A 12,962-nucleotide genomic window follows, 5' to 3' on the forward strand; every position below is an offset into this window, starting at 1 on the left:
TGTTCTTCTCTGTCCACGCATGACATGAGTCATGGAAGCCTCTTGCCCAGTTCAGCGCGGTCCGGAATTCGTGAAACCTTTCTCCAGCGGGGGCGCTCGGGGGCAATCCGAAGCGCGGTCCACGCCGCGTGGACAACGGTTGATGCACTGTGCACCTACTGCGTGTTCCCCCGCCGCTCAAGTGCCCCCGCGCCCCTCGCGGTTCCGGCCGCGCTTGACCTGTCCCGGCGACGGCCCGAGGATCATGAGCCATGACGCAGGGACAGGGCAGCACGGTTGACGGGGTGCTGCGACGCAGCGCCCGGCGCACCCCGGCCCGGGTGGCGCTGGAGTACGGCGAACGCCGTTGGACGTACGAGGAACTCGACGACGCCGTCTCACGGGCGGCGAGCGCGCTGCTCGACCGGGGCCTGGAGCGCGGCGACCGGGTCGGCGCCTACGGACACAACTCCGACGCCTACCTGATCGCCTTCCTCGCCTGCGCCCGCGCCGGCCTGGTGCACGTGCCCGTCAACCAGAACCTGACCGGCGACGACCTCGCCTACATCGTCCGCCAGTCGGGCAGCGCGCTGGTGCTCGCCGACCCCGACCTCGCCGGTCGGCTGCCCGACGGCGTACCGGCGCTGCCGCTGCGCGACGCCGACGGCTCGCTCCTCGCCCTGCTCGCGGAGGCGCCGCCGTACGACGGTCCCGAGCCGCGTACCGAGGACCTGGTGCAGCTGCTGTACACCTCGGGCACCACCGCGCAGCCCAAGGGCGCGATGATGACCCACCGGGCGCTGGTGCACGAGTACCTGAGCGCGATCGCCGCCCTCGACCTGAGCGCCGGGGACCGGCCCGCGCACGCCCTGCCCCTCTACCACTCCGCCCAGATGCACGTGTTCCTGCTGCCCTACCTGGCGGTCGGCGCGACCAGCATCGTCCTGGACGGACCCGACGGGGACACCCTCTTCGACCTGATCGAGGCCGGCCGCGTGGACAGCCTGTTCGCGCCGCCCACCGTGTGGATCGCGCTGTCCAACCGGCCCGACTTCGCCGACCGCGACCTGGGCGGACTGCGCAAGGCCTACTACGGCGCGTCGGTCATGCCGGTGCCCGTCCTCGAACGGTGGCGTGCACGGCTGCCGAAACTGGCCCTGTTCAACTGCTTCGGACAGAGCGAGATCGGCCCGCTGGCCACCGTGCTCGCGCCCGAGGAGCACAAGGGGCGGCTCGATTCCTGCGGCCGGACCGTGCTGTTCGTGGAGGCGCGTGTCGTCGGCGAGGACGGCGAGGACGTGCCCGACGGCACGCCCGGCGAGATCGTCTACCGCTCGCCGCAGCTGTGCGAGGGCTACTGGGACAAGCCCGAGGAGACCGAGGAAGCCTTCCGGGACGGCTGGTTCCACTCCGGTGACCTCGCGGTGCGCGACGCCCACGGCTACTACACCATCGTCGACCGGGTGAAGGACGTCATCAACTCCGGTGGCGTCCTGGTCGCCTCGCGCCAGGTCGAGGACGCCCTCTACACCCACGACGCCGTCGCCGAGGCCGCCGTCGTCGGCCTCCCCGACGAGCGCTGGATCGAGGCGGTCACCGCCGTCGTCGTGCCGCGCGGCGAGACCGACGAGGCCGAGCTGATCGCCCATGTGAAGAAGACGCTGCCCGCCTTCAAGGCGCCCAAGCGGGTGCTGTTCGTGGAGGCGCTGCCCCGCAACGCCAGCGGCAAGATCCTCAAACGGGAGCTGCGGGACCGGTTCGGTGACACACCGTGACACCACAGGAGGTCCGGTGCCCCGCCGGGCGCGGCCTCCGGCACCAGGTCCGCCCGAGGAGCACCGCGGCGGCTTCCCGCCGTCCGGCGCGTGCCGTTCGCCCCAAGGGATGACGGCCGTCCCGAACGCCCGCCCGCGCCTGGCCGGGGGGACGACACCTCCGTAGCGTGGGCCCATGTCGACCCTGTGGGACCTCATGCAGGACTGCATCCCTGACGACCACGCTCGCCAGGTCACATCCCGCTACTACCTCGACGAGGCCATGACCTCGCCCGGTGCACCGGACCGGGTCGTCGACCTCGGGTGCGGGCGCGGCACCTCGGCCGGGCTCTTCCGCGGCCACGACCCCGCCGTGCGCTGGGTCGGAGTGGACATCCGCGACTCCCCGGAGGCCGCCCAGCGCCGCCCCGGGGACGACCACGTCGTCCACTACGACGGCGTCAACCTTCCGTTCCGCTCCGACGCCGTGCCGCTGGTCTACTCGCACCAGGTCTTCGAACACGTCGCCCGGCCACGGGAACTGCTCGCCGAGGTGGGCCGGGTGCTGCGCCCGGGCGGGCTGTTCATCGGCAGCACCTCCCAGTTCGAGCCGTACCACTCCTTCAGCCTGTGGAACTACACGCCGTACGGATTCCGGGTGCTGGTCGAGGAGGCCGGGCTCGCCCTGGAGGAGATCCGGCCCTCGCTCGACGGCGTCACGCTGATCATGCGCACCTACCACGGCTCGCGGAAGCGGGAGTACGGCCGGTTCTGGAGCGAGGAGTCGCCGCTCAACTCGGAGATCGACACCTGGGCGCGCAAGGGCGGCCGCCGGACGGCCCTGGTGAACCTGCGCAAGCTCACGTTCTGCGGGCAGTTCGCGTTCAGGGTGAGCAAGCCCGCCCGGGACGGCTGACTCAGCCGCGCGGCCCGAACGCCCTCAGGAAGCGGTCGCGGAACCGGCTCATCGCCCAGACCGGGGCGTCACCGGCCGGCCTGAGGCCCGGCGTCCAGTCCCAGCCGGCCACCCGGTCCAGGACCTTCGGGTCATGGGCGACGATCGTCACCGGGACGTCCCTGCGGGGGCTGCCCGCGACGACCTCGGGGCGCGGCTGGTGGTCGCCGAGGAAGACCAGGACCGTGTTCTCGCCGGCGTAGCGCCGCATGAAGTCGATCAGGCTGTGCAGCGAGTACTCGACGGACCTCCGGTACTCGGTGCGCACCGCCTCCGTGTCCTTCCAGACCTCCGCCGGGTCCTTGCCCGCCTTCGCGATCGGCCCGAACACCGAGCCGTCGCCCAGGTCCCGCCAGCCGATCATGCGGGGGAGCGGTGCCCAGGGCTGGTGGCTGGAGGCGAGGACGATCTCCGCCATCAGGGGGCGCCGGTCCTTCCTCCCGAACTCCAGCTTCCGGAAGGCCTCCAGGGTGAACTGGTCGGGCACCGGGGTCCAGCTGAAGTAGGGGCCGCGGTAGCCGAGGTGCGTGGCGTCGTAGCTGCGGTCGAGGCCGAAGAACCCGGCCTCCGGCCAGGCACGGCGGACACCCGGCACGACCCCGACCGTGTCCCAGGCGCCGGTCCTGCGGAAGTACCGGTTGAGGGTCATCCGGTCGCCGGAGACGAGGTTGCGGTAGCGCTGCTGGTTGTCGATCCACAGGCCGGACAGCAGCGTGGCGTGGCACATCCAGCTGCCCGCCCCCAGCACCGGGGAGCGCAGCCACCCGCTGCGCGCCCCGAACCCGGCCGCCCCGAGAGAGGCCGTGCCGCGGGCGAGGACGGCGCCGACCTGCCGGGCCATCGCCGGGTCCTCGATCGCCGTACGGCCGTAGCTCTCGACGAAGGTGAACAGCACGTCCTTGCCGCGCAGCCCCGTCAGCAGCCGGTCCGGCGGGGTTCGCGCGAAGTCGTCGACGGCGGCCTCCGCCCGGAACACCCGCGCGTCCGCCAGACCGGCACGGACCGCGTGGACCCGCTCGTCGACCAGTCGGGCGTCCAGTGTCGAGGCGACGGGCGCGCCGTCGACCCGGAGGCCGAAGGTGGCGCAGGTGACCCAGACGACGGCCAGCACCAGCGCGGTACGGCCCGCGGGCGGGCGCCGGCGTGCCATCCGGTCGGCGAGCCGCACCGTGGCCAGCGTGGTCAGCGCGAGGACCGCCACGACCAGCAGCACGGCTCCGGCGATCGCGAGCACCTCGCTGGTCCGGCCGAACGACTCGCGCACGTAGTCCGCCGCGTCGTCCAGCAGGATCCAGTCCAGCACCAGGTCGAACGGCCGCTCAAGCACCGAGTAGAAGCCCATGTCCAGGCACTTCACCAGCGTCAGCAGCCCGAGCCCCGAGCCCGCCGCCACCGCCGTGACGCGCCGCGCCCACGCGGGCAGCACCAGCAGCACGGCCGCCAGCACGATGCCCTCGGCCGGGAGCCGCAGGAACGACCTGGGCCTCAGCTCGTCGAGGTGGTTCGGCAGCAGCAGCGAGGCCAGCAGCAGAGCGGCGGCGAGGAGCGTCGTCCCCACCGCCGTGGTCCGGGCGGCACGCGGACACCGCCGCGGCCGGGCGGGCGTGGGGTGCGACACCGGAGGTCCTTCCGTTCGGTCGTCGTGACACTGTGTGCATGATCGATGCATATCGTATGCACACAGTGTGACCACGGATCGGAAGGACATCCGGACGGGCTCGGGCGGCCCCGGGCGGCTCCGGGCGGGCCCGCCCGGGGCCCGGCAGGGCCGGGCGGGCTCAGCCCTGCGGCCCGAACGCCTTCAGGAAGCGGTCGCGGAACTGGTTCATCGCCCACTCCGGAGCGTCGTCCGCGGGCTTCAGGCCGTCCGTCCAGCCCCACCCGGAGACCCGCTCCAGGACCTTCGGGTCACGGGCGACGATGGTGATCGGCACGTCCCTGCTGGTGTTGCCGCCGCCCGTGACCGTCGGGACGGGCTGGTGGTCGCCGAGGAAGACGAGGACGGTGTTGTCGTCGCCGTACCGCTGGACCCACTGCGTCAGGCTGTCCACGGAGTACTGGATCGCCTTGCGGTACTCGGTCCGCACGCGCTTCGCGCTCTTCCAGACCTCCGTGGGGTTGGTGCCTTCCTCCTTGATCTTGTAGAAGATCTTGCCGTTCCCGAGGTCCTTCCAGTCGATGATGTGGGCGATCGGGGACCAGGGGTTGTGGCTGGAGGCCAGGATGATCTCCGCCATGATCGGGTCGCGGTTCTTCTTCCCGTGCTCCAGCTTCTGGAAGGCCTCCAGGCTGAACTGGTCCGGCACCGGGGTCCAGCTGAAGTACGGACCCTCGTAGCCGAGGTGGGTGGAGTCGTAGATGTGGTCCAGGCCGAAGTACTTGCCCTCGGGCCAGGCCGCGCGCACGCCCGGGACGATACCGACCGTGCGCCAGGCGCCGGTCTTCTGGAAGTAGCTGGTGAGGGTCGCGTGGTCGCTGGTCGTCAGGGCCCGGTACCGCTGCTGGTTCTTGACCCACAGACCGGACAGGAACGTCGAGTGCGCGAGCCAGCTGCCGGCGCCCGTGACGGGCGACCTGAGCCAGCCGCTCTGCGCCGCGAACCCGGCCGCCTTGAGCCGGGCGGTGCCCTCCGCCAGCGTCGCGTCCATCTCCGGCGCCATCGACGGATCGTCGATCGCCACCCGGCCGTAGCTCTCGATGAAGGTGAACAGCACGTCCTTGCCGCGGAGTCCGGTCAGCAGCTGGTCCGACGGCGTGCCGGCGTACGCGTCGACGGCGAGCTGCTTCTTGAAGACGTCGGCGTCGCCGAGTCCGTCACGGACGTACTGCACCCTGTTGGCCAGGTACTGGCTGTAGCCCTTGGTGGCGAACGGGACCCCGGCGAACTGCACGCTCAGTGTGAAGCAGGTGATCCACACGACGCCGAGGACGAGCGTGGTGCGTACCGCCACGGCACGGTGGGCGGCCAGCACGTTCGCCAGCCGCACCATCGCGAGCGCGCTCAGCACCAGCACGGCGACCATCAGGACGATCACGCCGATCACCGCGAGGACCTCGCCCGAGTGACCGAAGGAGTCCTTCACCCAGTCCGCCGCGTCGGTCAGCAGCACCCAGTCGAAGACCAGGTCGAAGGGCCGGGCCAGGGTCTGGTAGAAGCCCATGTCGACGCCCTTGAGGACGGTGGACAGACCGAGCAGCGACCCCGTGACGACGGCCGTGATCCGCCGCGCCCTCGACGGCAGCGCGAGCAGGACGACCGCCAGGAACAGCGCCTCGACGGGGACCCGGAAGAAGTCCTGGAGCACCATCCGGTCCAGGCGGTTGGGTACGAGGATCGCCTCCAGCACGAACACGGCGGCCAGGACGGTCGTGCCCACCCGCACGACGGCCGCGGCCCGCGGAGACAGCCGACGCCGCCGGAACCATCCACGGCGGGAGGGCTCGGCGGCGGGGTCGTTCCCGGTCGTCTCGTCGGTGGGGGAGGGCTCGGCGGCGGGATCGGTCCCGGTCTCCTTCTCGGCGGGGGAGGGCTCGTTGGTGGCCTCGGAGCCGGTGGGCTCCTCGCCGCCGGCCGGATCGGAGGACTGCTCGGAGGACTGCTCGGCCCCCGCACCCGCCTCACCGTCACCGGTCACGCCGGCCCCGGCCTCGGGTTCGTGCTCGGCCCCGGTTTCGGCTTCGGCTTTCGGCTTGGCCTCCGGCTCGGTCTCGTGTGCGGTCTCGGCCCGGGGAGCCGCCTCCGTCTTCGCCGCCTCGGCTTCGGCCTCGGCGTCCGGTCCGTCCTTGGCTCCGGGCCCGGCCGCAGCCGCCGGCTCGTTGTCGGTGGCGTCGGCGGCCTCAGCCTCAGCCTCGGTCTCCGGTTCGTCGGCGGGCTCATGTCCGGCCCCGGCCTGGGGAGTTATCTCGGCCTTCGCCGTTGCGGCCTCGGGCTCGGTCTCGGCCTTGGTTCCGCGTGCGGATTCGGCCTCGACCTCGTCCGCGGGCTCGTGTTCGGGCTCGGGGGCCGCATCCGTCCTCGTCCTCGCCTCGGGGTTCGGATCAGGCTCGGGCTCGGGCTTCGCGCGCTGTTCGGGGGCGGGTTCGGCCGGTGTGGGTGATGCCTCCTCCAGCTGGTCCGGGGCAGGCGCGTCCGCGTCCGTGTCCAGTTGCTGGCGAGGGGGCGTGAGGTGCGACACCCGTACGTCCTTCCGTGCGAAGCCCGGTGATGGCATGGCGGACCGGACCCGCAGGTCACGACCGCCTACCTCGCGTACGGCTCCGTGTAACCCCACGTTCAACCGCCCGGGTCAACCGCGCGCAAAGAGTACGCCCGGTCCCCGCCCCCGCCCGCACCGGTGCCGTCAGCGGTCCGCCGCGACCGCCACCTCCCGCGCCCACCGGTAGTCCGCCTTGCCGCTCGGCGAGCGGCGTATGGACTCCGCGATCACCAACTGGCGCGGGATCTTGTACCCGGCCAGATGGGTGCGGCAGTACGACTGGACGTCCTCCAGGGAGGGCCGCGGCGCCCCCTCGCGCAGCTGCACCACGGCGGCCACATGGTTGCCCCACTTCGCGTCCGGCACCCCGGCCACCAGCGCGTCGTACACGTCCGGATGCGACTTGAGGGCCTGTTCGACCTCCTCCGGATACACCTTCTCGCCACCGGTGTTGATGCACTGCGAACCCCGGCCGAGGACGGTGACGACGCCGTCCTCGTCGACCGTCCCCATGTCGCCGAGCAGCACCCAGCGCCGGCCGTCCTTCTCGAAGAACGTCTCGGCGGTCTTGCGCGGGTCGTTGTAGTAGCCGAGCGGGACATGGCCGCTCTGCGCCACCCGGCCGATCTCGCCCACCGCGACCGGCTCGTGGGTGGCCGGATCGACCACCTGCGTACGGGAGTTCACCCGGACCCGGAACTCGCTGCCCGCGCCGGAGTCGTTGGTCGCCGTGCCGTTGAAACCGGACTCGGAGGACCCGAAGTTGTTCAGCAGCACGGTGTTGGGGACGAGTTCGCTGAACTGGCGGCGCACGGTCTCGGACAGGATCGCGCCCGACGAGGAGACGCTGAACATGGAGGAGCAGTCGGTCCCCTTCATCGGCCCCCTGAGGGCGTCGATCAGCGGGCGCAGCATCGCGTCGCCGACCAGCGACATGCTGGTGACCTTCTCCCGCTCGACCGTCCGCAGCACCTCCTCCGGCACGAACTTGCGGTGGATCACCACCCGTTGCCCGAAGTTGAAGCCGATGAAGGAGGTGAGCGTGGACGTGCCGTGCATCAGCGGGGGAGTGGGGAAGAAGGTGATCCCGGTGCCGCCCGCCGCGACCCGCTCCGCCAGTTCCTCCGGCCGCTTCACCGACTCGCCGGTCGGCGCCCCGCCGCCCAGCCCGGCGAAGAACAGGTCCTCCTGGCGCCACATCACGCCCTTGGGCATCCCGGTCGTGCCGCCGGTGTAGATGATGAACTGGTCGTCCGCCGAACGCGCGGGGAAGCCCCGCTCGGGCGACCCCGCGGCCTCGGCCTCCGTGAAGGCGAGGGCGTCGGGTCCCGCGTCCGTCGGCTCGCCCACCCGTACCAGGTGCCGCAGCTTCGGCGTCCGTGGCAGCGCCGCCGCCACCCGCTCGTCGAACTCCGCGTCGAAGACCAGCGCGACCAGGTCGGCGTCCTGGTAGAGGTAGACCAACTCCTCCTCGACATAGCGGTAGTTGACGTTGACCGGTACGACCCGCGCCTTGAGGCAGGCCAGCACCGTCTGGAGGTACTCCACCCCGTTGTAGAGGTGCAGCCCGAGATGCTCGCCCGGGCGGATCCCGCTGTCGATCAGGTGGTGCCCGATGCGGTTGGCGGCCGCGTCCAGTTCGGCGTACGTCAGCCGGCGCTCCGCACCCGTGCCGGGGTGGTCGAGGTACACGAGTGCCTCGCGGTCCGCGGCCACGTCGACGACCGACTCGAACAGATCGGCAAGGTTGTACTCCACCGCTCCTCCTGACCCCGGCAACCATGGCGAAGAAAGGCGCACTTGTCGGTTCGCCGGTCATCAGAGCAAAGGGCGCGGCAAGTGGGAAGGGTCCGCGCGAAGAAATCTGACTGTCTGTCAGAAAACCCTTGAAGTGGCTCCCTCGCTACTGCAACCTGTTCTCGTTCTTTCAGAGGGGAGACGGTCCATGGGTGGGACGGAACACCTCACCGTGCGGCGCGAGGGCGCCACACTGGTGCTCACGCTCAACAGGCCCGAGGCGAAGAACGCGCTCTCGATCTCCATGCTCGTCGGTCTGTACGACGGCTGGATCGAGGCCGACGAGGACGACGGCGTCCGCTCGATCGTGCTCACCGGGGCCGGCGGCGCGTTCTGCGCCGGGATGGACCTCAAGGCGCTGGCCGGCCAGGGCATGGCCGGCGAGCACCTGCGCGACCGGCTGAAGGCCGACCCGGATCTGCACTGGAAGGCGATGCTGCGCCACCATCGCCCGCGCAAACCGGTGATCGCCGCCGTCGAGGGGTACTGCGTCGCGGGCGGCACCGAGATCCTCCAGGGCACCGACATCCGGGTCGCGGGCGAGTCCGCGACGTTCGGCCTCTTCGAGGTCAGGCGCGGGCTCTTCCCGATCGGCGGCTCCACCGTCCGGCTGCAACGCCAGATCCCGCGCACCCACGCGCTGGAGATGCTGCTGACCGGACGGCCGTACACCGCGCGCGAGGCCGCGGACATCGGGCTCGTCGGCCATGTCGTCCCGGACGGCGGCGCGCTCGACAAGGCGCTGGAGATCGCCGAGCGGATCAACGCGTGCGGGCCGCTGGCGGTCGAGGCGGTCAAGGCGTCGGTGTACGAGTCCGCGGAGCTGACGGAGAACGACGGGCTGGCCGCCGAGCTGAAGCGGGGGTGGCCGATCTTCGACACGGCCGACGCGAAGGAAGGGGCCCGCGCCTTCGCGGAGAAGCGGGTGCCCGACTACAAGCGCGCGTGAGTTTCGAGGTGCGTTCGATGCTGCGGGCCGTGCGCCGGCTGGTCGCGCACTCGCGGCGGAGCCGCACATGCCGCAGCCCCGCGCCCCGGAAGGGGCCCCGCACACCGACCTTCCCAAGGAGGCAGCCCCGATGCCCGAAGTCCTCAGAGCCCCCCTCGTCGTCGAGTTCCCCTTCACCCGTTCCCTCGGGCCGGTCCAGAGCGCCTTTCTCACCGGGCTGCGCGAACGCGTCGTCCTCGGGGTGAGGACCGGCGACGGCCGCACCCTCGTCCCGCCCGTCGAGTACGACCCCGTCACCGCCGAGGAGATCCGCGACCTGGTCGAGGTCGCCCCGACCGGCACGGTCACCACCTGGGCCTGGAACCACGAACCCCGCCGCGGGCAGCCCCTGGACACCCCCTTCGCCTGGGTCCTGGTCCGGCTCGACGGCGCCGACACCGCCCTGCTGCACGCGCTCGACGCACCCGGCCCCGACGCCGTGCACAGCGGCATGCGGGTCCGGGTCCGCTGGGCCGAGGAGCGGTCCGGGGCCATCACCGACATCGCCTGCTTCGAGCCGTACGACGGCGCGGCGGCCGAACCCGGCGGGCACGACGGCGCCTTCGAGGACGCCGTCCACGGCATCGTCGCCCACGCCCGCCTCGACTACACGTACTCGCCGGGCCGGGCCCAGTCCGCGTACATCGACGCGCTCTCGTCGCGGCGGATCTTCGGCGAACGCTGCCCCGGCTGCCGGAAGGTGTACGTCCCGCCGAGGGGCGCCTGTCCCACCTGCGGGGTCGCCACGTCGGAACCGGTCGAGGTGGGGCCCGGGGGCACGGTCACCACGTTCTGCATCGTCAACATCAAGGCGAGGAACCTCGACATCGAGGTGCCGTACGTCTACGCGCACATCGCCCTCGACGGCGCCGGCCTCGCCCTGCACGGACGGATCGGCGGCATCCCCTACGACCAGGTGCGGATGGGCCTCAGGGTCGAACCGGTGTGGACCGACGGGGCCCGCTACCCCGACCACTACCGTCCCACCGGCGAACCGGACGCGGACTACGACACGTACAAGGAGCTGCTGTGATGCGTGACATAGCACTGGTCGCCTTCGCGCAGACCGACCACCGGCGCACCAGCGAGGAGCTCTCCGAGGTGGAGATGCTCATGCCGGTGCTGCACGAGGTCCTCGGACAGACCGGTCTGCGCACCGCCGACATCGGCTTCACCTGCTCCGGCTCCAGCGACTACCTGGCCGGCCGGGCCTTCTCCTTCACCCTCGCCCTGGACGGCGTCGGCGCCTGGCCTCCGATCTCCGAGTCGCACGTCGAGATGGACGGCGCCTGGGCGCTGTACGAGGCGTGGACCAAGCTGCTCACCGGGGACGCGGACACCGCGCTCGTCTACTCCTACGGCAAGTCCTCGCCCGGCTCGGTGCGGGACGTGCTGACCCGCCAGCTCGACCCCTACTACGTCGCGCCCCTGTGGCCCGACTCCGTCGCCCTGGCCGCCCTCCAGGCCCGGGCGCTCATCGACGCGGGGGACACCGACGAGCCCGCGCTGGCCGCCGTGGGCGCCCGCAGCCGCGCCGACGCCGCGGACAACTCCCACGCGCAGCTCAGGGGTCCGGTCGCCCAGGGGGAGTACCTCGTGCAACCCCTGCGCACCGGGGACTGCCCGCCGATCGGGGACGGGGCCGCCGCCGTCGTCCTCGCGGCGGGGGACCGGGCCCGGGAGCTGTGCGAGCGGCCCGCCTGGATCCGGGGCATCGACCACCGCATCGAGGCGCACGGCCTCGGGGTCCGCGACCTGACCGACTCGCCGTCCGCGAGGCTCGCCGCCGAGAAGGCCGGCGCCTTCGAACGTCCCGTCGACACCGCCGAGTTGCACGCTCCGTTCAGCTCGCAGGAGGTCGTGCTCCGCAAGGCCCTGCGGCTCGGCGACGAGGTACGGGTGAACCCGTCCGGCGGGGCGCTGGCCGCACATCCGATCATGGCCGCCGGGCTCATCCGCATCGGCGAGGCCGCCGCCCGCATCCACCGGGGCGAGTCCGACCGGGCCCTCGCCCACGCCACCTCCGGACCCTGTCTGCAACAGAACCTGGTCGCCGTACTCGAAGGGGATCCGCGATGAGCAAGGAGCCCGTGGCCGTCGTAGGGATCGGCCAGACCAAGCACGTGGCGGCCCGGCGGGACGTGTCCATCGCGGGGCTCGTCCGGGAGGCCGCCCGGCGCGCGCTCGACGACGCCGGACTGGACTGGGCCGACGTCGACGCCGTCGTCATCGGCAAGGCGCCCGACTTCTTCGAGGGCGTGATGATGCCGGAGCTCTACCTGGCCGACGCCCTGGGGGCGGTGGGCAAACCCATGCTGCGGGTCCACACCGCGGGCTCGGTGGGCGGCTCCACCACCCTGGTCGCCGCGAACCTCGTGGCCGCCCGCGTCCACTCCACCGTGCTGACCCTCGCCTTCGAAAAACAGTCCGAGTCCAACGCCATGTGGGGGCTCTCCCTGCCGATCCCCTTCCAGCAGCCGCTGCTGGCCGGCGCCGGCGGCTTCTTCGCCCCCCACGTGCGGGCCTACATGCGGCGCAGCGGCGCCCCGGACACCGTCGGCTCGCTCGTCGCCTACAAGGACCGGCGCAACGCGCTGAAGAACCCCTACGCCCATCTCCACGAGCACGACATCACCCTGGAGAAGGTCCAGGCGTCGCCCATGCTGTGGGACCCCATCCGCTACTCGGAGACCTGCCCCTCCTCCGACGGAGCCTGCGCCATGGTCCTCACCGACCGCGCCGGGGCCGCCCGCTCCCCGAGGCCGCCGGCCTGGATGCTGGGCGGCGCCATGCGCAGCGAACCCACCCTGTTCGCCGGCAAGGACGCCGTGTCGCCGCAGGCCGGGAAGGACTGCGCGGCCGACGTGTACCGGCAGGCCGGGATCGCCGACCCGCGCCGGGACATCGACGCCGTCGAGATGTACGTGCCGTTCTCCTGGTACGAGCCCATGTGGCTGGAGAACCTCGGCTTCGCCGAGGAGGGCGAGGGCTGGAAACTCACCGAATCGGGTGTCACGGAACTCGACGGGGACCTCCCCGTCAACATGTCCGGCGGGGTCCTGTCCACCAACCCGATCGGCGCCTCCGGCATGATCCGGTTCGCCGAGGCGGCCCTCCAGGTGCGCGGCCAGGCCGGAGAACACCAGGTGGACGGCGCCCGCAGGGTACTGGGACACGCCTACGGCGGCGGCTCCCAGTTCTTCTCGATGTGGCTCGTCGGCGCCACCGCCCCGGACTCCTGAAAGGACCCGCTCACGTGGCCTGTTGACCGCCGTGACCGAAAGCTAGGCTGG

9 protein-coding genes are annotated in these 12,962 nt (G+C 71.8%); 6 read left to right on the top strand and 3 right to left on the bottom strand.

The window, feature by feature from the left end:
* Positions 1-251: 251 nt before the first annotated feature.
* Positions 252-1,754, top strand: a complete 1,503-nt coding sequence (locus ACZ619_RS23205; protein WP_469601959.1) for an acyl-CoA synthetase — start codon at positions 252-254, stop codon at positions 1,752-1,754.
* Between the two features lie 175 nt (positions 1,755-1,929).
* On the top strand, positions 1,930-2,649 hold the full coding sequence (locus ACZ619_RS23210) for a class I SAM-dependent DNA methyltransferase (protein ID WP_469601962.1): 720 nt from the start codon (positions 1,930-1,932) through the stop codon (positions 2,647-2,649).
* A gap of 1 nt (position 2,650) precedes the next feature.
* Here the strand turns inward: ACZ619_RS23210 and ACZ619_RS23215 are convergent, their stop codons facing one another.
* The 3 genes from ACZ619_RS23215 to ACZ619_RS23225 all read right to left on the bottom strand — a co-directional run bounded on the left by ACZ619_RS23215 (position 2,651) and on the right by ACZ619_RS23225 (position 8,642).
* Complete coding sequence (locus tag ACZ619_RS23215; RefSeq protein ID WP_469601965.1) at positions 2,651-4,357, bottom strand: alkaline phosphatase family protein; 1,707 nt, start codon at positions 4,355-4,357, stop codon at positions 2,651-2,653.
* A 109-nt stretch (positions 4,358-4,466) separates the two neighbouring features.
* Positions 4,467-6,323 carry a sulfatase gene (locus tag ACZ619_RS23220; RefSeq protein ID WP_469602284.1) on the bottom strand — a complete coding sequence of 619 codons (1,857 nt, stop codon included), beginning with the start codon at positions 6,321-6,323 and terminating at the stop codon, positions 4,467-4,469.
* Between the two features lie 705 nt (positions 6,324-7,028).
* Positions 7,029-8,642 carry an acyl-CoA synthetase gene (locus tag ACZ619_RS23225; protein WP_469601967.1) on the bottom strand — a complete coding sequence of 538 codons (1,614 nt, stop codon included), beginning with the start codon at positions 8,640-8,642 and terminating at the stop codon, positions 7,029-7,031.
* 187 nt (positions 8,643-8,829) lie between these two features.
* On the opposite strand from ACZ619_RS23225, the gene ACZ619_RS23230 reads away from it, so the two are divergent.
* From ACZ619_RS23230 to ACZ619_RS23245, 4 genes are all read left to right on the top strand, one after another.
* On the top strand, positions 8,830-9,630 hold the full coding sequence (locus ACZ619_RS23230) for a crotonase/enoyl-CoA hydratase family protein (protein WP_469601970.1): 801 nt from the start codon (positions 8,830-8,832) through the stop codon (positions 9,628-9,630).
* Between the two features lie 130 nt (positions 9,631-9,760).
* A complete protein-coding gene (locus ACZ619_RS23235) occupies positions 9,761-10,702 on the top strand; it encodes a Zn-ribbon domain-containing OB-fold protein (protein WP_469601973.1) in 942 nt (313 codons plus the stop codon).
* Positions 10,702-11,748: a thiolase domain-containing protein gene (locus tag ACZ619_RS23240; protein WP_469601976.1), complete on the top strand. Its 1,047-nt coding sequence runs from the start codon at positions 10,702-10,704 to the stop codon at positions 11,746-11,748. The genes ACZ619_RS23235 and ACZ619_RS23240 overlap by 1 nt, the downstream gene beginning before the upstream one ends.
* Complete coding sequence (locus ACZ619_RS23245; RefSeq protein WP_469601979.1) at positions 11,745-12,911, top strand: thiolase domain-containing protein; 1,167 nt, start codon at positions 11,745-11,747, stop codon at positions 12,909-12,911. Before ACZ619_RS23240 ends, ACZ619_RS23245 begins: the two co-directional genes overlap by 4 nt.
* Positions 12,912-12,962: the final 51 nt, after the last annotated feature.

The sequence above is a fragment of the Streptomyces sp. NPDC104367 genome (genome assembly GCF_055583825.1).

Bases quoted from the DNA above. Each gene is read 5' to 3' on its own strand.
- ACZ619_RS23230 (WP_469601970.1), top strand. From the start codon at position 8,830: ATGGGTGGGACGGAACACCTCACCGTGCGGCGCGAGGGCGCCACACTG.
- ACZ619_RS23205 (WP_469601959.1), top strand. From the start codon at position 252: ATGACGCAGGGACAGGGCAGCACGGTTGACGGGGTGCTGCGACGCAGC.
- ACZ619_RS23215 (WP_469601965.1), bottom strand. From the start codon at position 4,357: ATGCATCGATCATGCACACAGTGTCACGACGACCGAACGGAAGGACCT.
- ACZ619_RS23240 (WP_469601976.1), top strand. From the start codon at position 10,702: ATGCGTGACATAGCACTGGTCGCCTTCGCGCAGACCGACCACCGGCGC.
- ACZ619_RS23210 (WP_469601962.1), top strand. From the start codon at position 1,930: ATGTCGACCCTGTGGGACCTCATGCAGGACTGCATCCCTGACGACCAC.
- ACZ619_RS23245 (WP_469601979.1), top strand. From the start codon at position 11,745: ATGAGCAAGGAGCCCGTGGCCGTCGTAGGGATCGGCCAGACCAAGCAC.
- ACZ619_RS23235 (WP_469601973.1), top strand. From the start codon at position 9,761: ATGCCCGAAGTCCTCAGAGCCCCCCTCGTCGTCGAGTTCCCCTTCACC.